Raw genomic sequence first — 24,339 nt, 5'->3', positions numbered from 1 at the left:
TTCTCCTCTCTTATACATATATTAAATAGTACATATACCCATCCTCATTCAAGAAGCGTGGTTTCTAAAAACATAGCAAAAATAGAAATCCACTCACCAACCTCTCATCAATAGTACTTTACATTTATGAGAGTAGGATTAAACAAGGAGGGATTCCTATGCCTACATGGCTCAAAAAACAAATGCAACGCGCATATTTTGAAAAAAACCGGTATCAAATTAAATTACTAAATGAATGCTGGTTTTATTATAGCAAAATACATCAAAGTTCCTAATCCATTACACGTTTTATCCTATAAAAAAAGAGCAGTTTCATCTGCTCTCTTCTCTTACTATTCAATCGGCAACATAGATAATGCAACGCGACCTTTTTTCGTATCAATATCATCTACCCATACTTTGACGATTTGTCCGACAGATACAACATCTAACGGATGCTTCACGTATTGTTTGCTTAGTTTAGAAATATGTACTAAACCATCTTGTTTCACACCTACATCAACAAAAGCACCGAAATCAACAACGTTACGAACTGTTCCTTCCAGTTCCATACCACGTTTTAAATCTTCTAACTTCAAAATCCCTTTTTTCAGAAGCGGTTTAGGCAACTCATCCCTCATGTCTCGCTCTGGACTAATGAGTGCATCTATAATATCAACTAATGTTGGTTCTCCAACTCCCGTTTCTTGCGACAACTTAGAAATCTCTACTTCTTCTAAACTCTTTTGTAATTGCGGTTGCCCTACGTCATCTTTCGATAATCCTAGACTCTTCAATAACAATTCAACATTTTTATATTGTTCTGGATGAATACCTGTACGGTCTAACGGATTTGCCCCTTCTAATATACGTAAGAAACCTATACATTGTTCATATGTCTTCGCACCTAGACGTGGTATTTTCTTTAAGTCTGTTCGTTTTGTAAATTTCCCTTCTTCTTCACGCTTTGCTACAATATTTTTCGCAACAGTTTTTGATAAGCCTGAAACATATTGCAGCAACGCAACTGAAGCTGTATTTACATTCACACCGACCTGGTTAACTGCTGTCTCTACTACAAACGTTAATGATTCATTTAATCTTTTTTGAGACACATCATGTTGATATTGTCCAACCCCAACTGATTTAGGATCAATCTTTACAAGTTCAGCAAGTGGATCTTGCAGACGTCTACCGATAGAAACCGCACTTCTTTCTTCAACCTGTAAATCTGGGAATTCCTCGCGGGCTAAATCAGAAGCCGAATACACACTCGCACCAGCTTCGTTCACAATAATATAGAAGACTTCTCGTTTCACATTTTGTAATACATCAACTATAAATTCTTCCGATTCTCTAGAAGCTGTACCATTCCCAATCGCAATCATTTCAACTTGATATTTATCTATAATAGAAAGAACTTTCGCTTTTGCATCTTCATATTTACGCACTGGTGGATGCGGATAAATAACATCAATATATAGAACTTTCCCCGTATCGTCTACGATAGCTAATTTACAACCCGTTCTATATGCAGGGTCTACAGCTAACACAACCTTTCCTTTCATTGGAGGTTGTAATAACAAATTACGTAAGTTCTCAGAGAAAATATGTATTGCTTGTTCCTCAGCTGTTTCTGTTAATTCTTTTCGAATCTCCCTTTCAATAGAGGATTGAATTAATCGTTTATAACCATCCTCAATTGCTAACTTTACATACTGTGCACTTTTTGAATCGTTATCACGAATTACTTTCTTATATAAGAAAGTTACTATCTCATCTACTGGCGGAACAACAGAAACTCTCAATATATCTTCTTTCTCACCGCGATTCATCGCTAATACACGATGCGGCACGACTTTCTGCAACGGTTCTTCATAATCGTAATACATTTCATATATATTTTTTTCATCTTTCTCTTCATCTTTTACAGCCGAAGACATAACACCTTTTCTAAAAGTAACATTCCGAATCCAACTACGATATGCTGCTTCATCTGAAACGATTTCTGCAATAATGTCTTGAGCACCTTGTAATGCCTCTTCTGCAGATTGCACTTCTTTCTCGGCATTTATAAACTCCATTGCCTTCTGATTCGGATCTTCTTTTGTATATAACAATAACCATTCAGCTAATGGCTCTAGTCCTTTTTCTTTTGCAATCGTTGCTTTCGTTCTTCTCTTCTCTTTATATGGACGATATAAATCTTCTACTTCTTGCAACTTTGTAGCTTTCACAATTTGCTGACGTAATTCTCCTGTCAGTTTCCCCTTCTCATCAATAAGGCGAAGAACCTCTTCTTTTCTATCTTCAAGCTGCATTATATATTGCCATCTCTCTAAAATTGTACGAATTTGCACTTCATCTAAAGAGCCTGTCCATTCTTTTCGGTAACGAGCAATAAATGGAACTGTGTTACCTTCTTCTGTTAATTGAATAACATGACGAACTTGCTTTTCGGTAAAGCCTAATTCCTTCACTAACATTTTCATTAACGCTTGTCGATTATCTACCATTTCCATATACAACCGCAACCTCCTCTATAATAAAAAAAGTTGCCCTTCAAAGAGAGCAACTTAAACTGCCGATTTAAAAATCTATTAGTCCTAAACTAATTTGTAGCGCTTCATCTACACGAATCATCATCACTTCATCTAAGTGAGTGATTTTGTCCGTTAAGCGCTGCTTATCGATTGTTCGAATCTGCTCAAGTAAAATAACAGAATCTCTCTCAAAACCGTACTTTTTCGCATCAATTTCCACATGAGTGGGTAATTTCGCTTTTTGAATCTGTGCAGTAATAGCCGCTACAATCACCGTTGGACTAAAACGATTTCCGATGTCATTTTGAATGACAAGAACCGGACGAACGCCTCCTTGCTCAGAACCAACAACTGGGGAAAGGTCTGCAAAATACACGTCGCCGCGTTTTACAATCAAAATATTACCCCCCGCTAACTAAGCGTTCTACTGTATGAGCTGCTTCATACTCTGCTAAGAAAGCTTCAGATGCAATACCAAGATTAATTTTTCCCATTTCAATGTACCCACGTCGCATTGATTCATGTTGGTAGCGTTTCTTCGTCTTATGTTGACGCAATAACAGTTGTGTTGCCTGGCAAATTAGTTCATGGCGATTCTTATTCTCTTGTTTTCCAATTCCGTCCAATTCCGTTACCATTTGCTTTGGCAACCGAACCACGATTTCAGTAGTTACACTTGATTCGGACACAAAAATACACCTCCACCGTCAACTACACACCCAAATATATATATGACACCTATTGTAATAATACCATTGTATGGAGCCTGTTGCAAAGACTTCCTTATTCCCTGCTTATGTTTTCCAATTCACAAACAAAACATTCATATTCTTTTATTTTTTATCTCATTACAACAAGAAACGAAAAAGTTTCCGCGCTAAATTCACGTTACATTATGTTAAAAGTAAAGATAAGTAAAAAGCTTCTCGTCAAAAATGAACTTATTCTTAACCAATGAACAGTCCTCTCACATGACAAGAAGCACATCATACCACCTTCTATATATCGTTCAAATAATTGATTACTTCCACAACTTTACCATTCCGTATAAATATTCTCGGCACACGGAAACTGATCGTTGTAATAATTTCATAATTAATAGTCCCTGAATATTCCGCAACCTCTGTAGCGCTAATATATTCATCTCCTTGCCTTCCAATGAGTGTAACTTTCGTACCAAGAGGCACTTTACAAGGAAGGTGAATCATGAATTGATCCATCGTTACTCGCCCTACAATCGGTACCCTTTTACCATTTACAAGCACTTCAAATCCTTGCAATCTTCTAAGCCAGCCATCTGCATAGCCAATTGCAACGGTCGCAATCCATTCTTCCGTCTTCGTTCGATAAGTGACGTTATAACTAATTCCATCCCCTTTAATCACCTCTTTAATATGAGCAACTTTCGTATGCAATGATAGCGCTGGTTCTAATTTAAACGGTAAAAAAGGGCGTATTTCTACAGATGGAGATAACCCATACATCGCAATACCAATTCGTACTGCATTAAATGTAATCCCTTGAAAACGTAGCGTTGCAGCACTATTAGCTGTATGAACAAACTTAGGATCCACTCCGAATTCTTTCAACCAACTTAACTGCTCCAAAAATGTGTTATATTGCTTATCAAAGTAAGAAGTCTCCACCTCATCTGCCGTTGCAAAATGCGTATAAACTCCTTCCAATTCTAAGAATGGTGCACCTTCTAAGCTTTTTAAAAATCCTTTTAATTCTTTACGTTCACGTATTCCAATTCTCCCCATACCACTATCGAAATTAATATGGTATTTCATCGTAGACGAACCATCCCAAAGTTTGATTGCTTCATCTACCCATTCCTTTTGAAAAACAGTTAATGCTACATCATTTTCAGCAGCTACATTTATATCACGAGGAGGAGAAGGACCTAACACTAAAATCGGCGCAGTAATACCAGCTCTTCGAAGCACTAAAGCTTCATCTAAGAACGCAACTGCTAACCTTGTCGCCCCCGCTTCTAATGCTGTTTTAGCCACCGGTACATAATCGTGCCCATATGCATTCCCTTTAACAACGGCAAAAATTTCTACATCACTCGGGATAAATTCTTTAATATGTGTAACGTTGTTATAAATGGCATCTAAATCCACTTCCACCCAAGTGTCACGGTAAAATGGCGCTTCTTCCATAAACACACTTCCTTATACACGATATGCGAAGCTTATTCTTTTATATGCTTCTTTTATGAAATCCACCCTTCAAACTAAGAAAAGACGTGGTGCACATATATCACCACGTCTAAGAAGTTTACTTCACTTGCTTCTCTGTAACTGAACGAGCAACCATTAACAGCTCCTTCGGCTCTAAACCTTTAGACACGAGCATATATTCTACTCCGTTATGCGACCACGTTAAAGAGTCTTTCGTCAATGCTCCAATTGTAAAGCCAAGATCAACCAATTCCCCGCTCACACTTATCGCTGACGAAGCCTCTGCAACTTTTGCCTTTTCTTGTATTAAAGTAAAGGATTTCTTACTTCCAGTGTATGTGAGTATCGCACGCTTGCCACTGTCTGTCTTCAACTCTTTTTCATCTTTCAAAGTCATACCTTGCGGCGTATCACGCGGATACAAAATAGCAAATGGTTTGTCTTCTTTCGCTGTCGTTTGAACATCTACTTGCGCTCTAGACATATTTTGTTTCGTATCAAATGCACCTTTATCAAATTTCGCATCAAATTTCACTTTAGAGAAATCTACTTTCACAAGAACATTTTGATCATTATCCATTAACTTCACCGAAACTGGTGTTAAATCACTTTTCTTCAATGTAATCTCTTGTCTCGGCAACATGTTTTGATGCTGATAGTTTGTTTTTGTTTTAAAGATATAATACTTATCTGTTTTTTCAAAAGTAAGGTTTTTCTTATCCTGCAAAATATCCCTCACAAGGGATTCGTATAAATAAGCCTGGCTACTATTTTGCGGCCAATCACTTTGGAAACGGAAACTCTTATTAAGAGCTGGCGTTAATACAAATACTCCTTCTTCATTCCTTAAAATAATTTGGCTTTGATCTTTTTTCGCATTCTGCAAATTCACACGATAAAAAGAAGGTTCCTTATGCCATATTTCTACCTTATACTCCTGAGGCTCATTCCCTGTTTTAATAGATAGTTTCGCTTCAGCTTGATAGCTTTTCAACCCTTTTACTTTCGCTTCTAAATCTCTCACAACATCATCTTGTTTCTTTTCCATACAACCGGCCAACACAAAAACGGTTAATAAACCGACAAGAACTAAAAACAGACGCCTTTTCATCACTTCAGCCCCTTTGCCCCTATAAATGAATGGAAGATGTACCTTCCTTATCGCTACCACAAATATATGAGACAAAGATATAAAATATGCAGACTAGCGTGACGAGCTTTCTAAAACAACTTGAGCAACAGCAAATTCCTTACTATGACTAATTGATAAATGAACAATATGCTCTGTACTTGTAATAAGAATCGGCTTCCCTCTATCATCATTTCTTACTTCAACATCTAAAAAACTCACTTCTTTCCCAATACCAGTTCCTACCGCTTTTGAATACGCCTCTTTCGCTGCAAATCTTCCAGCTACAAACTCTGTAAGGCGGCTTCCCTTCAGCCCCTTAGCAACATTACGTTCACTTTCAGTTAAAATACGTTCCATAAATTTAAGCTTTCCATCTATCATTTTTTCAATTCGATTCAATTCAATAATATCGATTCCAATCCCTACAATCATTTCAAAATCCCCTTCTTCTATTTAGCTTTCTTTTTTCATATTGTAAGAATAACAGAGAATCTTTCTGATGCAAAAGGAGTGATACTCACAATATGCTAATACCATCCGCCCGCATTTCCTTACAACCAATCGTCATCGCTTTACTTCTCGTACAATTAATCATGATTATATTAGGCGATTTTTTCCTCTTTCCTATGGCAGCTTCTAATGAATATATCGCTAAAGGAGAATGGTGGCGTCTCATAACTTCCCTACTCGTACATGTAGACTTACCACATTTTCTTTCTAATAGTATTTGTTTATTCGTCCTTGGCTCTTCTATTGAAAAACAACTAGGCCACTTTTCTTTCATCATTATTTTTTTCCTTTCTGGCATTCTCGGAAATATTTTCTCTTATCTTATTATGCCCCATGAATATATTCATACCGGGGCATCTGGTGGTATCTTCGGATTGCTAGGTGCACAGTTATTTCTAATGTATAGCCGCTATCGTTCTTCCAATCCAAGAGACATCGCTATTTTTTCAATCATGATATGTATATTACTACTATTCACTTTCTTCAATCCCTCTGCCAACCCTATCAGCCATTTAACAGGATTGATCATTGGTGGTATTTGCACCCCTTTATTAATAAAAAAACTCGATGGTGCAGAGCTCATTTAATATAAAAGCTCGCACCATCGATAATTTCCACATCTGTTTGTTCACTTAAATCCCTCATGAGTTGAAATAAAGACTCATCCTTCATCTTCGCTTCAATCATACAATCAATTTGCGGAACACTTCCCTTTATCTTTTTTAAAAAAGATAAAAAAGTATCTACATCAATAAAGTCCGCATGTGCTCTCGGGTCTTTTCCCTCTCTAGGACTAGAAATGTGCATTTTCACTGGTAACAAAGACGATTCCCACGTATGTACGACACGCGCCCAATCTTCATGCCAATCTTCTCGATCATGATTCATCATATGGTGATGTAAATCAAATACAACGGGAATGTCCAATTTTTCTCCTAAATATAATGTGTCCTCGAGCGTAAAAGTTGTATCATCATTTTCTAACATAATCATTTCCTGAATACCTCTTGGGACATTAGACCAATTCTCTATAAAACGCTCTAATGCAAGCTCTTTATCTTTATATCCGCCACCAACATGCATTACACATCGTTGCTTATGTTCAATCCCCATACCTTTTAATAATTTTCTATGCATCTGTAACGTCTTTACAGATTGTTTAAAAATATTCTCCTCGGGTGAATTAAGTACAACAAAATGATCTGGATGAAAATCAATACGCATATTCATTCGAATAGCGTAATCACCTAGCACTTTTAAATTTTCTTTTAAAGGGCGAATATAATTCCAATCTAACAACTCCTCATGATTCGCTAAAGGAATCAGCTTGGAACTAAGTCGAAAGAACGATATGTCATGTCCTTTATTATGTTTTAATAATCGTAAACAGTTTTCCAAATTCGAATTAGCAATTCTTTCAAGTTTACGAATCGCCGCTTCCCGATCATCTATTTTTTGAAACTGCGCGTACGTCATCGTTTGAGATGGAGATGCATTTTTCAAATGTACACTCATCGCGACATAGCCAAGCCTTACAAGCATGCGGCACCTCATTTCTACATAAGTTATTATGTAGTATGTACAATTACAAAAATAAAAAAAGAGAATGCCGGCAAAGGGCATTCTCTTTTTCATTATTAAGCTTGTGGCTTACGGCTATGATGTTTTCTTTCGCCGCGTCCGTTTGAAGATCCTGGGCGTCCTTGACCTTCGCCACGACGACCACGGTTGCCGCCATCACGATTGCGATCACGGTTACCGTCACGATTACGACCATCGCGATTGCGGTCACGGTTACGACCATCGCCACCGCGTCCATCACGACTACGATTACGGTTACCATCACGGTATCCGCCTCCGTTACCGCCGCGTTTTTTAGAACCGCCACCTCTTGCAACAACTGGTGGTTCTGATGTTAAAGCGATTGGAGTTGTATCTGGCTCTTTTGTCATCATTTTTAAAGCAGCAGCTACTACTGTTACAGAGTCGTTCTCTTCTAACATTTCTTCCGCAATACGCTTGTAGTATGCTAAGTTTTCATTTTCAATTGTGTTTTGAAGTTTTTCAGCGATTAAACGTTGTTGACCTTCTAGTGCCTCGTCAAGTGTTGGTGCATCCATGCGGTCCATTTTACGTTTTGTTGTACGCTCGATATTTTTTAATTGTCCAGATTCACGTGGTGTTACAAATAGCATTGCAATACCTTTTTTACCTGCACGACCAGTACGGCCAATACGGTGAACGTATGATTCTGGATCTTGTGGAATATCGAAGTTGTATACGTGTGTTACACCCGAAATATCAAGACCACGTGCAGCAACGTCTGTTGCAACAAGAACTTCAATAGAACCTTCTTTGAACTTACGTAATACAGACATACGTTTCGCCTGAGTTAAATCACCATGGATACCTTCCGCAGCATAACCACGTAAATTTAATGCTTCTGATAATTCATCAACACGACGCTTTGTACGACCGAATACAATCGCAAGCTCTGGAGATTGAATGTCTAATAAGCGTGTCAATACATCAAACTTTTTCTTTTCTTGCACTTCTAAATAGAACTGCTGAATGTTTGGCATTGTTACTTCTTTTGCTTTTACTTTAATGTGTTGAGGCTCAGTCATGAAACGCTCAGCAATACGACGGATTGGATCCGGCATTGTCGCTGAGAATAGTAATGTTTGGTGTGTTTCTGGCACATCTGTTAAAATTGCTTCAATATCTTCAATGAAGCCCATGTTTAACATTTCATCCGCTTCGTCAAGAACAACTGTCTCTACGTTTTGTAAGCGAAGTGTTTTACGGTTAATATGATCTAAAATACGACCCGGCGTACCAACAATAATGTGTGGGTGTTTTTTTAGAGCACGAATTTGGCGGTTAATATCTTGACCACCGTAAATTGGTAAGATACGAACGCGTTTATGTTTACCAATTTTGTATAGCTCTTCTCCAACTTGAATTGCTAATTCACGCGTTGGCGCGATAACAATACCTTGAACCGATTCTTTATGTGTATCCACTTTATCTAATAGTGGTAATCCGAATGCTGCTGTTTTCCCTGTACCTGTTTGTGCTTGCCCAATAATATCCTTACCTTGCAATGCATGTGGAATTGTTTCAGCTTGAATTGGCGTAGCCTCTTCAAAGCCCATACTTTCAACAGATTGCAGTAAAGAATCACTTAATCCTAATTCTCGAAATGTTGTCAATGTTACTTCTCCTTTTCTATCCTATACTTATCATTTAAAAAAAGGCGTTTTCCGAATTTGCGGAAAAGCCCTTTTCCTGAATGCTCACGTATATAAACGGGCGTATATTCTTCACGAAAATACTTCTAAACGTTATTACACTTTATCAATTATAAGTTTTGTATGTGTAAAAAGCAAACCCAACTGTTACCTTATTTTCATATTAAGAGTTTTTTTCTTCACTTTTATTTTTTTATATTTACTGTAAGCGCTTATTATAAGTTTCTTCTTTTTTCGTTGCTATCATCCCTATTTATATACACCAATTATTTCAACATCGTAATTACTTCTTCCAATTTCATACCGCGAGATGCTTTGACTAATACAACATCTTTTGCATCGACTACTGCTTGCAACTCTTTTACTAACTCTTCTTTATTATCATAAGCCTTTACACGTTCGTTAGGGAAATTAATTTTCGCTCCTTCAGCAATTTGAGCTCCTAATTTACCATATGTGAACACATAGGAGATTTTTGCTGGATCGATTAATTTACCTACCTCATAATGAAACTGTACTTCTTGATCTCCAAGCTCTAACATATCGCCGAGAACAACAATTTTTTTAGAGAATCCATCTAAACCATTCATTAGGTGGAATGCTGCTTCCATAGCTGTTGGACTTGCATTATAAGCATCGTTGATAATTGTTAATCCACTATTTGTTTTTACAATTTCCATACGCATGCCTGTCATTTGAAGTGTTACTAAACCTTCTTTCATCTCTTCCCACGTTACACCAAAATGTTTCGCAATTGCCATAGAAGCAAGCGTATTATACACATTGTGTTTCCCTAATACCGGTAGATAGAATGAAATGTTTTCTTCTCTATTCATTTTAAAGTGTGTCCCAGTTGCTTGTAACGTTACAGTCGTTGGATAGTAATCATTTGCTCTAGCATCACCAAACGTAACTGTTTCAGCTATTAAATTCATCTCAGGAACACGATTCGTTAATAATGGCTCATCTCCGTTATATACGAACACTCCACCTTCTTGTAATCCTGTCACAATTTCTAATTTCGCTTCAGCAATTGCCTCGCGAGAGCCTAAGTCCATTAAATGCGCTTCACCAATGTTCGTAATGATAGCTGCATTTGGACGAGCTAACTTAGATAAGAATTCAATTTCCCCACGGCTTGACATTCCCATTTCTAATACAGCTACTTCTGTATTTTCTTCTAAGTTTAAAATAGTAAGAGGTAGCCCGATATGATTATTGAAGTTTCCTTCTGTTTTTTGAACTTTGAATTTAGTCGCAAGAAGACTTGTTACAATATCTTTTGTAGATGTTTTACCGTTACTACCTGTCACACCAATCACTTTAACATCCAATTGGTCGCGATAGTTTTTTGCTAACATTTGTAATGCTGATAGCGTGTCTTCTACAAAAATAACCGGAAGATTCTCAGGTGGATTTGCTACATCTTTCATCCATAATGTCGCCACAGCTCCATTTTCAACAGCTTTATCTACAAAAGCATGTCCATCGAAACGTTCACCTTGAATCGGAACATATAAGTTTCCTTTTTCGATTTTTCTCGTATCAATAGACACTCCTTGTATAGTAATTCCCTCATACTGCTCTGCTAATCCCGTACCATTTGTCATTTGTTCTACTTGTTTTAACGTTCGATTTATCATAAAAACACTCCTTACATAGAGGAAGCACTATTCCTTCGAATAGTGCCTCCTCCTTTTTTTGTTAGATTGTATATTTAATTTTTTGTTTTTCTTCGTGACGCTCCATTGCTAAACGAATTAGCTCTTCAATTAATTCCGGATACGGTAATCCAGTATGTTGCCATAGTAGAGGGAACATACTAAACGGCGTAAATCCTGGCATCGTATTCACTTCGTTAATGTATACTTCTCCATCTTTCGTTAAGAAGAAATCAGCTCGCGTTAAGCCAGCACCATCTAACGATTGGAATGCAACAATCGCATCTCGCTTAATAACATTAGACTCTTCTTCTGTCATTTCAGCTGGAATAATTAACGCTGTATCACCATCGATGTATTTCGACTTATAATCATAGAAGTCTTTTTTAGGTACGATTTCACCTACAACTGAACATTTCGGTTCATCATTACCTAGTACACCAACTTCTACTTCACGTCCAACGATATTTTCTTCCACAATAATTTTACGGTCAAATTGGAATGCCTCTTCAAATGCATTCTCAAGTTCTTCACGATTTTTACACTTATTAATCCCAACACTTGAACCAAGGTTTGCTGGTTTTACGAAGCAAGGATAACCCAATACTTCTTCTACTTTTTCATATGCTGTTTCACGATCTTTTTCCCATCCGCTACGAATGAATGATGCATATTTCGCTTGTTTTAATCCAGCTTCTGCGAAAATGTTTTTCATAACAACTTTATCCATACCAGCAGCAGATGCTAGAACACCATTTCCTACATAAGGAATATTCATTAATTCTAATAATCCTTGTACCGTTCCATCTTCACCATTTGGTCCATGTAGTAATGGGAAAATAACGTCGATAGCATTTTCCTCAGCATTTGCAGATGGAATGATTTCTGTGCTTAATGATAGCGGAGAAATCGCATTTTCTGCACCGCTCATTTTTAGAACTTCAACATCTGTTACTTCACCTTCAATACGCTCACCGCGTACCCATTGACCTTGTTCTGTAATATAAATTGGATGAATCTCGAATTTATCTTGATTTAATGCTTTAATAGCAGCAAGAGCCGTTTGTAGCGAAACTTGATGCTCAGCTGATTTTCCACCATATAATAAACCTAATTTAATTTTTGTCACTGAAATCACCCTAACCAATTGTTTTCATTTTTCTATTTTAGCACTTTTTATAAAAATAGGTAGTTCCTATTTGAAATAAAATGCAACTTCCACAAATAATTAAATGACACCACTTATTGGTTTTCTATACTTTTTCCACTTAACTTTCTTGATAAATATATAAAGTGAAACTTTAATCAGTGGGGGGCTTCATCCCCTACTGATTATTAGTTGAACCAATCGGACTTTTATGGGCAGCCCGACCCCCACCTAAATTCCTTGCTTTCGCTGAATTTTGAGGTGGGGGTCTTACTGCCCATTAAAGTGGGATAAAATTGCAATCCAACCTAGTTATGTACCTAAAATATGTAGAAATCCCCTTTTTGTGTATGTCATCTAATTATTAAGAAGATTGTTTGGTTAGTGTGCTTTTTTGCCTTTGTTCAACGAGACGGTCTAAAGAAATATATACAATACCTGCAACTACACAACCGACAGCTAAAATTGTAAATAAAAAGTGGCCAAGTAATCGGTCTAGTAAAAAACCTCCAAGAAGTGGGCCGAATGCACTTCCTGTAATCCACTGCAAACTTGCAGCTCCCATATAAGTCCCCCTCAAATGCTCAGGAGCCAAATTCGCTACAAACGTCATCTGTACAGGCGACATAATCATCTCACCTAACGTATATATGGCATATACAAACAGTAACGTTATTAAAATAATCGTAGCATTTGTATCAAGTCCTCCAAACCACTTCGGTAACCACCCTATAAAAAATAACCCAATCCCAAACAAACATGCACCATATAACATCGTCTTTCCAACAGGTTTATCTGTGACCCATTTTGAAATTTGAAATTGGAACAACACAACTAATAGTCCATTTAAAGCCATTAAATATGGATATGGATTGTTAGTTCCAAAAATACCTTTCATTTCATTGTCAAAGTGCAGTGGCAACATGCCTTCTGTTTGAGAAAATCCCATCGAAATAATGATACCTGCTAATAAATAAATCATGAGTGCCTTATCTCGCAATACAATTTTCCACACTGCTCCTGATTCTTTTTCTGTATCACCTTCTTTATTCGTACTCTTTGGCATTGTCTCTTGAATAAGGACGAATACAAGCAATGCATAAAATAACATCGTAGATGCGGCAATAATAAACACAAGGTTCTTCGATAACATAACTACTGAAGCCCCCATTATCGGACCAATTGCAGCACCTATATTGTGCCCCATTCGCAATAAACCATATGCTTCTGTTCTTTTTTCTGGCGCCGTTACATCCGCAACCATCGCTGATGCAGCTGGATGAAATAACGAATTACTTAATCCTAAAAAAACAGATAAAATCGCATATGGAATAAATCCTTCTATAAATAAAAAACCGAGCATGAATACTGCATTGCTCGCCATCGAAAATATCATAATCGGTTTTCTTCCATATATATCAGCAATTCTTCCCCCTATAATTGATCCAAAGCTGGCAGCAATTGGAGACAGTGCCATAATCACTCCGACCTGTAATAATGAATCTACCTTATCTTTTAAATATAATGCAAAAAAAGGCATCAACATCATCATTGCAATTCCATTTAACGTCTCACCAATAAACCGAATCCATACGTTACGGTCCATCTCCCTTAACTCACGCCACGTATTTTTCATTATTTCACCCCTTTTGTTCAACAATAATTATCTTATAACAAGTTCAGAAGAATGTAAATTTTCAAAATTAAAAATCCATTCTAACAGAATTAGAATGGATTTTTCTACTTATAAATTGGCTGCGTCGTCTTCTTCTTTACTATTATTTAAAGCACTATGTTTTCGGCTATATAAGAAGTAAACCGCAATACCGATAATCATCCATACACCAAAACTAATCCAAGCCGTCCCGGATAATTGAAGCATTAAGTATAAACAAAAAATTACCGTTAACGCTGGTAAAAATGGTACAAGCGGCGCCTTAAATGCTCTTGGTAAATCAGGATGCGTTCTTCTCATTACAATAACAGCTACAGCTACAAGTGCAAAGGCTGACAATGTCCCCATATTTACAAGATGCGCTAACACATTTAAATCTATTAATCCTGAAATAAGTGCTGCAATAATTCCCGTTGTCCACGTATTTAAAAACGGTGTTTTAAATTTCGGGTGAACTTTAGCAAGACGTTTCGGCAACAATCCATCTCTACTCATTGCATATGAAACTCGTACTTGCCCATACATCATAACTAACATTACTGTTGTGATTCCTGTAATTGCGCCTACTGAAATTACTCCCGCTAAACTATCTTGTCCAATAAATTGAAGTGCAAAAGCGACTGGATCTGATATATTCAACTGCCCGTATGGAACAATTCCTGTCAAAATAAGCGAAACGATAATATAAAGAGCCGTACAAATTAATAAAGATGCAATAATACCAATTGGTAAATCACGTTGTGGACGTTTCACTTCTTCTGCTGCCGTTGAAACTGCATCAAACCCTATAAATGCAAAGAACACTGTAGCAGCTCCAGCCATTACACCATCTAAGCCAAATGGCATAAAAGGCGTCCAGTTTTCAGGTTTCACATAATTAAAACCAGCAAAGATAAAAATAAGAACAACCGCTAGTTTAATAAATACCATAATATTATTTACACGTGCACTTTCACGAACACCTCTAGATAAAAGAACTGTCATCACTAAAATAATTAGAACTGCTGGCAAATCAATTATTCCACCCTTTCCTGTACCAGGGGCTGAGGAAAGAATGGTAGGAATATGAATTCCAAATCCCTTTAATAAAGATTGGAAGTACGCGGACCAACCATTTGCCACAGCAGAGGTTGCAAGTAAATACTCAAGCATTAAGTCCCATCCAATTAAAAATGCGAATACTTCTCCCATCGTCGCATATGTGTACGTGTACACACTGCCTGAGACAGGAACTGAAGAAGCAAATTCAGCATAACAAAATGCAGCAAAGGCACATGCTAACGCGGCTATCGCAAATGATAATATAATAGCTGGTCCAGAATGTTTCGCTGCTACCACGCCCGTTAGAACAAAAATACCCGTTCCAACAATTGCCCCGATTCCAAGCATCGTTAAATCTAGTGCGCCCAATGTTCTTGCTAACGTCTTTTGTTTACTCTCTTGCATTAACTTTGCAATAGGCTTCTTTTGAAAAATTTGCTTCATAGCATGCTCCTCCAAGTTTTAAATTTTCTGAAAATTTTTAATTCGCTTTTTCATTTTACTCATAGTACTTTTTCCAGTCAATACTTTTGTCGAAATAAGTAGAAACTCTTATGAATATGCACGATTTTTATCATTCTTTCTATATATCTTTCTATAACTTTTTTTGGTATTATTATACATGTCGATTCCACGAAAAAGGCATGCTCTGTTATTGAGCATGCCTTTTTTACTTATTTCACAGTATATGATCCCTCTTCAATCCAGCTATACATATATTTTTCATCTTCTGTTTCATGTGCTTGTTTTACAATACGAAGCGGACGGAATGTATCTATCATAACAGCTAATTCAAGCGTTTCTTTTTTCCCTATACTCGCCTCTGTTTTCCCAGGATGTGGCCCGTGAGGAATGCCGCTCGGATGAAGTGTAATAGACCCTTCCTCCACACCTTTTCGGCTCATAAAGTTACCTTCTACATAGTACAGTACTTCATCACTATTCACGTTACTATGATAATACGGTGCCGGAATAGATTCTGGATGATAGTCATATAAACGTGGTACGAAAGAACAAATAACAAAATTGTGACCCTCGAACGTTTGATGTACTGGAGGTGGCTGATGAATACGACCTGTGATTGGCTCAAAGTCCTCAACATTAAAGACCCACGGATATAAATAACCATCCCAACCAACAACGTCTAACGGATGATGTCCTAAAACATGTTTATGCATATATCCCCTCGACTTTGTCATTACGACAAATTCACCTTTTTCATCATACGTCTCTAATTTTTCAGGACCACGAATATCTCTCTCACAAAACGGGCTATGCTCTAACAATTGTCCATATTCATTACGATAGCGACGCGGTGTTGTAATTTGACTATTTGCCTCTACAACAAGAAACTTAGTCTCTCCTTCATCTGGAATAACACGATAGATCGTTCCAATTGGAATTGTTACATAATCGCCCTTTCGATAATGAATCGTTCCAAACATCGTTTCAATTTTTCCTGTTCCGTAATGGACAAACAACATTTCATCGCCATCACCATTACGGTAGAAATAGTCCATTTTTTCTGTTGGGCTCACTACTCCGATTAATAAATCCTCATTCCCAAGTATAAAGTTTCTTCCGCTTACTGCATCACCACTTTTTTTATTTTCTTTCGTGCGAAAGTGACGATGAGAAAGAGCAACATCTTCTTCATACTGCAACTGACAAGAATGAGATAATGCCGCATGCCCTACTTCCGTTGGCATATAATGATGATACAAAATAGATTGCGTACCAGAAAAACCTTTTGTTCCCATTACCTGTTCACGATAAAGTGATCCATCTTTTTTACGGAATTGTACATGTCGTTTATGAGGTAGCTCCCCCATGTGACGATAAAACATGCTCATCACCTGCTTCCTTTTCTTTTTTGACCGTATTACGTAATGTACCTAAACCAGTAATCGTAAGCTCTACCACATCACCATCTTGCAGCCACTCTTCTGTACCCAGTTCTAAAATACAACCTGTTCCTACTGTTCCAGAACCAATCACATCGCCTGGATATAACGTAACATCTTCCGAAGCACGTTCAATCATTTCAGCAAATGTATAGTAAATATCTCGAAAGTTCCCTTTTGATAATAGCTTTCCATTTACATGAGCAGTCATCTCTAACTCATAACGGTCACCATTACGATAAATATCTAGTTCCTCTTTCGTAACAAGGTACGCTCCTAATGAAGTTGCAAAATCTTTTCCTTTCGCTGGACCAAGTCCTACCTTCATTTCTGTTGCTTGTAAGTCCCTTGCACTCCAATCATTCATAATACAATAACCAAAAATGTATTCCTCTGCTTGCTCACGAGAAATATTTCTTCCTTCTTTCCCAATTACGCAAGCAATCTCTAACTCATAATCAAGTTTTTTAGATTTCTTCGGACTAATTACAACATCATCTGGACCAATTACAGCACGATGGTTCGTAAAATAAAAAACCGGGATATCGTACCATTCAGGTACAACATCTAACCCTCTTCGGCTACGTGCCGTTTTTACGTGCTGTTCAAATGCATAAAAATCCCTAATACTACTCGGATTAGGAATCGCTGCTGCTAATTGCACTTCCTCTAAAGAATATATGCCCTTTTCCGGATTATTAATATTACGCAACACTTCTACATACTCATCCGCTTTCTCTAAAAAGGCGAACATAGAAGAAGGTAATTTTCCACCACTAGCAAGATTCATATCGATTACTTTGTCACCTTCAAGCCATCCAGCTCGCATTTCTTTTGAAGGAAGACGAAATGTAACGAATTTCATCCTAATTCCTCCTTATGAAAATGAAATTTCCACCAGCAAAAGAATGATTGCTGGTGGATATAAATTTTATAAATTCCCGCGACGCTCTTGTTCTCTTTCAATTGATTCGAATAACGCTTTAAAGTTTCCTTCTCCAAATCCACGAGAACCTTTACGCTGAATGATTTCAATAAATAAAGTTGGACGATCTACAATTGGTTTCGTAAAGATTTGTAGTAAGTATCCTTCATCATCGCGATCTACTAAAATCTTTAATTCTTTCAACTTATCAATTTCCTCATCAATTTTTCCAACTCGTGCAGTTAATTCATCATAATAAGTATCTGGTGTATCTAAAAACTCCACACCATTTGCACGTAGCGCTTCTACTGTTTTAACAATGTCATTTGTTAGTAAAGCAAGATGCTGTACACCTGCTCCATTATAGAACTCTAGATATTCTTGAATTTGTGATTTTCTCTTTCCATCCGCTGGCTCGTTAATAGGGAACTTAATACGACTTCCATTTGTCATAACCTTCGACATTAATGCTGAATACTCTGTACTAATATCATCATCATCAAAATGGATCATTTGTTTAAAGCCCATAACGTTCTCGTAATAACTAACCCACTCTTCCATCTTTTCAACATTACCAACTACATGGTCTACAGCAATTAAACCTGACTCTTCAAATGGAATATCAAACTCAGCCTTTTGGAATCCTGGCATAAATGTCCCTTTATAATTTTTACGCTCTACAAGCGTATGAATTGTATCACCATACGTACCAATAACTGCTTTTTTCAATGTACCGTTCTCATCTGTTAACTCTACAGGCGGAGCAATTGCGACGGCACCACGTTTCACCGCTTCTGAGTATGCTTTATCAACATCGTCAACAAGTAATGCCACATCTTTCACGCCATCACCATGAGTCTTTACAAACTCTGCAATACGATTGTCACTACTTAAAGCCCCAGACACAACGAAACGCATATTTTTTTGCACAAGAACATAAGATACTTTTTCACGATTACCAGTTTCTAATCCAGAGTAAGCCACAATTTTGAATCCGAATGCTCTCGCAAGATAGTAACTTGATTGCTTTGCATTTCCTACGTAAAATTCCAAATGATCTACATCACGTACTGGAAAAAAGTCCTCCATTTGTGCAGCTAGCGTATCCATAGATTTTTGTTTCATAAAATCCTCATCCCCCTGTAAATAGATTAAATGGTTCATACTTAAAACCAACCGAAAACGCTTCCAACATCAATTGATAGAAATTAGTTAGCAAGCTAACAAATTCTGACCTTTAAAATTTTCTATCTTTTCTGTCAAATTCCTCTTTTTTTCTTACATATAAAATTCGACTTTTTTCTCTTTAAAATAAAGGGGGCTATTCATACTTGAAGGGATATATAGAAGAAAAATAAAAAAGACTCCAACATATTAATTACTTACTAATATGCTAGAGTCTTTATTTTTTTTGAATGATTGTATTTATATGTCTCATACTAATACTTTTGCAAGGAATAGAATAAATGATGTTAATACTACCGCTCCACCTAATGATCCTAATAAATCTGTTTTTGTTACTTGTAACACTTGCTCACCGTTCATATTCCTCATTCTCCTTTCATTTTGTATAATGTAAAACTTCTATTATACTAATACACTTGATAGAAATACGATTAATGCTGTTAATACTACCGCTCCACTTGCTGATCCTACGAAGTCACCTTTTGTTACTTGTAATACTTGCTCTTTCATTTTGCATTCTCCTCTCTTTTTCTTTTTACAAAACCTCTATTATACTAATACGCTTGATAAGAATACGATTAATGCTGTTAATACTACTGCTCCACTTGCTGATCCTACGAAGTCACCTTTTGTTACTTGTAATACTTGCTCTCTCATTTTGCATTCTCCCTTCTTTTTTCCTTTGTTACAAAACTTCTATTATACTAATACGCTTGATAGGAATACGATTAACGCTGTTAATACTACTGCTCCACTTGCTGATCCTACGAAGTCACCTTTTGTTACTTGTAATACTTGCTCTTTCATTTTGCATTCTCCTCTCTTTTTCTTTTTACAAAACTTCTATTATACTAATACGCTTGATAAGAATACGATTAATGCTGTTAATACTACTGCTCCACTTGCTGATCCTACGAAGTCACCTTTTGTTACTTGTAATACTTGCTCTTTCATATTATGTATCCTCCTTTTTAATAAGTTATCTATATGTAATTTCTAAGAAATGTTTATTTCATAGTTTTTATGTTGACGTTACATTAAATTTAATAACGTAACGTTTGTAACATTAATGTAACATAACTATTGTTACGTTGCAATATAATTACGTAAATTTTATTACACTTTTTTTACGTTTTTTTATAAACACCTTCAAAAACCTTGATTTAATGCATTTTCTACTAAATCCATATTTGTAACATTCATGTAATATTACAGTCATATAACGAAACATCCCTATACCTACCTCTACTTTTGTTACAAAGTAAGATAAATCTTTCATTAATAAAGTGGAATCTATCAAATTCTTACTGATAGTTCATGAGAGATAAAATACAATCTTTCCAAGATAAGTTTATATGTTTCCTTTATATAACTATGTATAATAAGAACAAAGAGGTGGTCATTTTGAAATTAATCGCATTAGATATGGATGGTACACTACTATCATCTAATCTTGAAATCTCCAAAGAGAACTTACAAGCTATCCAAACTGCAAAAGAGGCTGGTCATATTGTCATGATTTGTTCTGGCCGTGCAAAAGAGGATGCTTTGAAATTATTGGAAGAGTATAAACTATCTCTTCCAGTTGGAGCAAGCAATGGGGCAATTGTTTATGTGGATGGAGAAGTAATTAACTCGCGTTGTATACAAAACGACAAAGTGTACAAACTTGCAAAATTACTAGAATCTGAAGGCTTTCCTTATAAGCTATATACAAATAAAGGAGTTTATTCTCCATATACATGGCAAGATCAAGTTATGCAAGCGTTCGAAGAAAATAAGCATGCACTAGATGTTACGCTTGAGGAACTTGAAAGAATTACAGAAAAACAAAAGAAATCAAACTTAATTACTGATTTCCAAAAAATAGAAGATGTTGTAAATAATCCAGAATTAGAAATATCTAAATTCTTTATTTTGACATTTAACGCAGGGCATCGCGCACAGCTATTAAGTATGTTACAAGAAGATACTGATATTATGGTTACAGCATCTGCTCCTACTAATTTAGAAATTATGGACAAGAATGGACATAAAGGAAATGGACTGAAACAAATGGCAGCCCATTTTAATATACCAATTGAAGATACAGTTGCTATCGGTGACAATTTTAACGATGTACCCATGTTAGAAGCAGCTGGTTTATCAGTTGCAATGGGAAACGCTGAAGAAGATGTAAAAAAACTATGTGATGTTGTAACATTAACAAACAATGAACATGGTGTTGCTCATGCAATCGAACAATTTGTATTGAAACAAACTTCATCTAGTAAATAAAAAAAGGACTCTTTCTATTTGAAAGAGTCTTTTTCTTTTATACATGATGACAAGCAACAAAATGCTCCTCACCAACATTACGAAATTCAGGTACCGTTTGTTTACAAATATCTGTTGCAAACGGGCAACGTGTATGAAAACGACACCCCGAAGGTGGATTCGCTGGACTTGGAATGTCACCCTCTAGTATGATTCTCTCTCGCTTCACTGTTGGATCTGGTATTGGAACAGCGGATAACAATGCTTTCGTATACGGATGAAGTGGATTCGTAAATAACTCATCACGCGGCGCTGTTTCCACAATCGTTCCTAAATACATAATTCCAATCTTCGTACATAAGTGCTCTACTACGCTTAAATCATGTGAAATGAACAAATAAGATAATCCCTTTTTCTCCTGTAGCTCACTAAATAAATTAATGATCTGTGCTTGAATAGATACATCTAATGCTGCCACAGGTTCGTCAGCTACAATAAATTCTGGGTTTAATACCATAGCTCTTGCAATAACGATACGTTGGCGTTGTCCACCCGAAAATTCATGAGGGTACCGATCAATATGATATGGGGCTAAGCCACATAACTCTAATACTTCTTTCACTTTTTCACGAACATTTTCTTTCGTCGCTAATCCGTGAGCTAACATCGGTTCACCAAGCGCTTCCCCAATTCTCATTCTCGGATTTAATGAGCTAAATGGATCTTGGAAGACAAGTTGCATATTAGGACGATGTTTTCTCAATTCTTCCTTAGATAAAGAGTGAACATCTTGCCCTTTAAACTTCACTTCCCCTTCCGTTTTTTGGACGAGACGTAAAATTGTTTTTCCTATCGTTGTTTTTCCGCTTCCCGATTCACCAACGAGGCCGAATACTTCACCTTTATTAATAGTAAAACTTACTCCATCAACTGCTTTTACATGTCCAACCGTTCTACTAAATATGCCGCCTTTAATTGGAAAATATGTTTTTAAGTTTTTTACTTCTAATAATGGTTCACTCATTGTTTCGCACGCTCCTCATATAACCAGCAAGCAACTTTATGATTCTCATCATGTACATTCAAACTTGGCGCTTCTTCTTTACATATTTCCATACAATGCTCACAACGGCCGCTAAAGTAGCAAAACTCATCCAAACCAACTAAATTAGGAACTTGCCCTGGAATAGAATATAGTTTATCTATTCGTTTTCCCATCACTGGTTTTGATTTTAACAAACCTTTCGTATACGGGTGTTTCGGATTTTGGAATATTTCTAGTACCGGTGCTTCTTCAATAACTTTCCCGCCATACATAACGACAACATAATCAGCCATTTCCGCTACGACACCTAAGTCATGTGTAATTAATAAAATGGATGTTTTAAATTCCTTTTTTATTTGCCTTAATAAATCTAATATTTGAGCTTGAATCGTAACATCAAGAGCCGTTGTCGGTTCATCAGCAATTAATAACTTCGGATTACAACTAAGTGCAACAGCAATCATAATACGTTGTAACATACCACCGCTCAGTTCGTGTGGATAAGAATGGACGATTTCATCCGCGCGGGCTATACCGACTTTACGAATTAACTCAATTGCCTTCTTATATGCTTCATTTTTACTAAGTAATTCATGCTCCCTTAACGTCTCTACAATTTGTTCCCCTACAGTAAAGACTGGATTTAGCGATGTCATCGGTTCTTGGAAAATCATCGCAATATCATTCCCTCGTAAACTACGAAGCTCTTTCTCTTTCATTCCTAAAAGACTTTTTCCTTCATATAAAATATCTCCACCTACTACACTACCTGATTCAGCAATAAGTCCCATAATAGATAAAGCCGTTACACTTTTCCCGCAACCAGATTCACCTACAACACAAACAGTTTCACCTTCTCGAACAGAAAAACTAACATGATTCACAGCTTTTACTGTTCCTTCTTCTGTCTGAAAGTGTGTTTGTAAATCTTTTAGCTCTACTACTGCTTTACTCATATTCCCTCACCTACCGTCTCATCTTTGGATCTAACGCATCACGAAGTGCATCACCAAGTAAATTAATGGATACAACTGTTATAAAGATTGCAAAACCAGGCGGAATCCATAACCATGGGCGCTTTTGAAAATCAATTAATGAGTTCGCTGCACTAATCATATTCCCCCATGATGGTGTAGGTGGGACAACGCCGAGACCTAAGTAGCTTAGTGCGGACTCTCCTAAAATAGAACCTGCAACGCCTAATGTGGATACAACAATTAATATTGGTAAAACATTAGGAATTAAGTGATAGATAATTTTCCGGTAATCTTTTATCCCTAACACATCAGCAGCTTGCATAAACGCTTGCTCTCTAAGTGATAAAATTTGACCTCTTACAAGACGCGCAAGCCCCGGCCAACCTACTAAACTTAAAATAATCATAATGACATATAGACGATAATCAGATGGTACTTTCCACTCTGATAAAATCGCTCCCATTATAATAAGTAACGGTAATCCTGGCATCGACATTAAAATATCGGCAAGACGCATAATAATATTATCAACGATGCCGCGATAAAATCCTGCAATAGCCCCTAATACAGCTCCTAATATCACTGATAAAACCATAGAAGCCAGGCCAATCGTTAATGAGATTCGTCCTGCTTGCATAAGCCTCGTTAAAATATCTCTTCCCAATTGATCTGTACCGAGCCAATGAGAAAAACTAGGTGGTTTGTTAATTAACGTAACTTGTATTTTTCCTGATGCATACGGCGAAAAAAATGGTCCTATAAAACAAAATAAAAACATAAAAATTAATGCATACAATCCTACTAGTGCCATCTTATTTTTCTTTATTTTTTTAAGAGCTTGTCGCCACGGTGATGATTCATTTTTTCTTCTCTTTTTCTCCTTTTTTTCTGTAATCACTGTAATAGTTTCCATCCC

General features: G+C 36.7%; 26 protein-coding genes. 3 read left to right on the top strand and 23 right to left on the bottom strand.

Going from position 1 to position 24,339, the window contains the following annotated elements:
- Positions 1-158 precede the first annotated feature (158 nt).
- Positions 159-275 (top strand): cortex morphogenetic protein CmpA, encoded by a 117-nt coding sequence (gene cmpA / locus NST14_RS01435; protein WP_001143642.1) that lies wholly within the window; start codon positions 159-161, stop codon positions 273-275.
- Between the two features lie 57 nt (positions 276-332).
- Here cmpA and NST14_RS01430 read toward each other — a convergent pair whose 3' ends face one another.
- The 6 genes from NST14_RS01430 to acpS all read right to left on the bottom strand — a co-directional run bounded on the left by NST14_RS01430 (position 333) and on the right by acpS (position 6,275).
- Positions 333-2,501 carry a Tex family protein gene (locus NST14_RS01430; protein ID WP_000426229.1) on the bottom strand — a complete coding sequence of 723 codons (2,169 nt, stop codon included), beginning with the start codon at positions 2,499-2,501 and terminating at the stop codon, positions 333-335.
- A gap of 67 nt (positions 2,502-2,568) precedes the next feature.
- Positions 2,569-2,919, bottom strand: a complete 351-nt coding sequence (gene ndoA, locus NST14_RS01425; protein ID WP_000635963.1) for a type II toxin-antitoxin system endoribonuclease NdoA — start codon at positions 2,917-2,919, stop codon at positions 2,569-2,571.
- Positions 2,920-2,923: 4 nt separating this feature from the next.
- Positions 2,924-3,211 (bottom strand): antitoxin EndoAI, encoded by a 288-nt coding sequence (locus tag NST14_RS01420; RefSeq protein WP_000004570.1) that lies wholly within the window; start codon positions 3,209-3,211, stop codon positions 2,924-2,926.
- Between the two features lie 309 nt (positions 3,212-3,520).
- Positions 3,521-4,690: an alanine racemase gene (gene alr / locus NST14_RS01415; protein ID WP_000390599.1), complete on the bottom strand. Its 1,170-nt coding sequence runs from the start codon at positions 4,688-4,690 to the stop codon at positions 3,521-3,523.
- A gap of 118 nt (positions 4,691-4,808) precedes the next feature.
- Positions 4,809-5,759 carry a LolA family protein gene (locus NST14_RS01410; protein ID WP_025991724.1) on the bottom strand — a complete coding sequence of 317 codons (951 nt, stop codon included), beginning with the start codon at positions 5,757-5,759 and terminating at the stop codon, positions 4,809-4,811.
- 156 nt (positions 5,760-5,915) lie between these two features.
- The gene (acpS, locus tag NST14_RS01405; protein ID WP_000635038.1) at positions 5,916-6,275 is read right to left on the bottom strand and encodes a holo-ACP synthase; all 360 of its coding nucleotides are present in this window, start codon (positions 6,273-6,275) and stop codon (positions 5,916-5,918) included.
- Positions 6,276-6,367: 92 nt separating this feature from the next.
- Here acpS and NST14_RS01400 point away from each other — a divergent pair, with 92 nt between their 5' ends.
- Positions 6,368-6,940 carry a rhomboid family intramembrane serine protease gene (locus tag NST14_RS01400; protein ID WP_000906924.1) on the top strand — a complete coding sequence of 191 codons (573 nt, stop codon included), beginning with the start codon at positions 6,368-6,370 and terminating at the stop codon, positions 6,938-6,940.
- Here the strand turns inward: NST14_RS01400 and uvsE are convergent.
- The 14 genes from uvsE to NST14_RS01330 form a co-directional block, all read right to left on the bottom strand.
- On the bottom strand, positions 6,933-7,895 hold the full coding sequence (uvsE, locus tag NST14_RS01395) for a UV DNA damage repair endonuclease UvsE (RefSeq protein WP_000961149.1): 963 nt from the start codon (positions 7,893-7,895) through the stop codon (positions 6,933-6,935). The genes NST14_RS01400 and uvsE overlap by 8 nt on opposite strands.
- A 95-nt stretch (positions 7,896-7,990) precedes the next feature.
- A complete protein-coding gene (locus tag NST14_RS01390; protein ID WP_000206582.1) occupies positions 7,991-9,568 on the bottom strand; it encodes a DEAD/DEAH box helicase in 1,578 nt (525 codons plus the stop codon).
- 305 nt (positions 9,569-9,873) lie between these two features.
- Positions 9,874-11,250: a UDP-N-acetylmuramoyl-tripeptide--D-alanyl-D-alanine ligase gene (gene murF, locus NST14_RS01385; protein WP_000610683.1), complete on the bottom strand. Its 1,377-nt coding sequence runs from the start codon at positions 11,248-11,250 to the stop codon at positions 9,874-9,876.
- A 61-nt stretch (positions 11,251-11,311) separates the two neighbouring features.
- Complete coding sequence (locus tag NST14_RS01380) at positions 11,312-12,397, bottom strand: D-alanine--D-alanine ligase (protein WP_000161445.1); 1,086 nt, start codon at positions 12,395-12,397, stop codon at positions 11,312-11,314.
- Between the two features lie 382 nt (positions 12,398-12,779).
- Positions 12,780-14,051, bottom strand: a complete 1,272-nt coding sequence (locus NST14_RS01375) for an MDR family MFS transporter (protein WP_000799737.1) — start codon at positions 14,049-14,051, stop codon at positions 12,780-12,782.
- A gap of 108 nt (positions 14,052-14,159) precedes the next feature.
- Positions 14,160-15,575, bottom strand: coding sequence for an amino acid permease (locus NST14_RS01370; protein WP_000809368.1), 1,416 nt, complete (start codon positions 15,573-15,575; stop codon positions 14,160-14,162).
- Positions 15,576-15,805: 230 nt separating this feature from the next.
- Positions 15,806-16,978 (bottom strand): homogentisate 1,2-dioxygenase, encoded by a 1,173-nt coding sequence (locus NST14_RS01365; protein WP_000499916.1) that lies wholly within the window; start codon positions 16,976-16,978, stop codon positions 15,806-15,808.
- Positions 16,944-17,900, bottom strand: coding sequence for a fumarylacetoacetate hydrolase family protein (locus tag NST14_RS01360; RefSeq protein WP_000674031.1), 957 nt, complete (start codon positions 17,898-17,900; stop codon positions 16,944-16,946). The genes NST14_RS01365 and NST14_RS01360 overlap by 35 nt, the downstream gene beginning before the upstream one ends.
- A 66-nt stretch (positions 17,901-17,966) precedes the next feature.
- Positions 17,967-19,085: a 4-hydroxyphenylpyruvate dioxygenase gene (gene hppD, locus NST14_RS01355; RefSeq protein WP_000810913.1), complete on the bottom strand. Its 1,119-nt coding sequence runs from the start codon at positions 19,083-19,085 to the stop codon at positions 17,967-17,969.
- A gap of 309 nt (positions 19,086-19,394) precedes the next feature.
- Complete coding sequence (locus NST14_RS01350) at positions 19,395-19,514, bottom strand: DUF3948 family protein (protein ID WP_001993573.1); 120 nt, start codon at positions 19,512-19,514, stop codon at positions 19,395-19,397.
- Between the two features lie 33 nt (positions 19,515-19,547).
- Positions 19,548-19,655, bottom strand: coding sequence for a DUF3948 family protein (locus NST14_RS01345; protein ID WP_000664237.1), 108 nt, complete (start codon positions 19,653-19,655; stop codon positions 19,548-19,550).
- Between the two features lie 39 nt (positions 19,656-19,694).
- Complete coding sequence (locus NST14_RS01340) at positions 19,695-19,802, bottom strand: DUF3948 family protein (RefSeq protein WP_048520051.1); 108 nt, start codon at positions 19,800-19,802, stop codon at positions 19,695-19,697.
- A 42-nt stretch (positions 19,803-19,844) separates the two neighbouring features.
- On the bottom strand, positions 19,845-19,952 hold the full coding sequence (locus NST14_RS01335; protein WP_000664237.1) for a DUF3948 family protein: 108 nt from the start codon (positions 19,950-19,952) through the stop codon (positions 19,845-19,847).
- 39 nt (positions 19,953-19,991) lie between these two features.
- Positions 19,992-20,099, bottom strand: coding sequence for a DUF3948 family protein (locus NST14_RS01330; RefSeq protein ID WP_000664237.1), 108 nt, complete (start codon positions 20,097-20,099; stop codon positions 19,992-19,994).
- Between the two features lie 450 nt (positions 20,100-20,549).
- Between NST14_RS01330 and NST14_RS01325 the strand changes: the two genes are divergently transcribed.
- Positions 20,550-21,422, top strand: coding sequence for a Cof-type HAD-IIB family hydrolase (locus tag NST14_RS01325; protein ID WP_000766404.1), 873 nt, complete (start codon positions 20,550-20,552; stop codon positions 21,420-21,422).
- A 37-nt stretch (positions 21,423-21,459) separates the two neighbouring features.
- On the opposite strand, the gene NST14_RS01320 is transcribed toward NST14_RS01325, so the two are convergent.
- Genes NST14_RS01320 through opp4C form a run of 3 tightly spaced genes read right to left on the bottom strand, consistent with a single transcriptional unit; the run spans position 21,460 to position 24,336 of the window.
- Complete coding sequence (locus NST14_RS01320; protein ID WP_062822149.1) at positions 21,460-22,425, bottom strand: ABC transporter ATP-binding protein; 966 nt, start codon at positions 22,423-22,425, stop codon at positions 21,460-21,462.
- Entirely contained in the window at positions 22,422-23,402 is a 981-nt protein-coding gene (locus NST14_RS01315) for an ABC transporter ATP-binding protein (protein ID WP_000030784.1), read from the bottom strand. The genes NST14_RS01320 and NST14_RS01315 overlap by 4 nt, the downstream gene beginning before the upstream one ends.
- Positions 23,403-23,412: 10 nt before the next feature.
- A complete protein-coding gene (opp4C, locus tag NST14_RS01310; protein WP_000447986.1) occupies positions 23,413-24,336 on the bottom strand; it encodes an oligopeptide ABC transporter permease in 924 nt (307 codons plus the stop codon).
- Positions 24,337-24,339 lie beyond the last annotated feature (3 nt).

Source organism: Bacillus sp. FSL W8-0519, from assembly GCF_038005585.1.
GTDB classification, from domain to species: Bacteria; Bacillota; Bacilli; order Bacillales; family Bacillaceae_G; genus Bacillus_A; species Bacillus_A paranthracis.
This window is presented reverse-complemented; position numbering and strand designations above follow the sequence as displayed.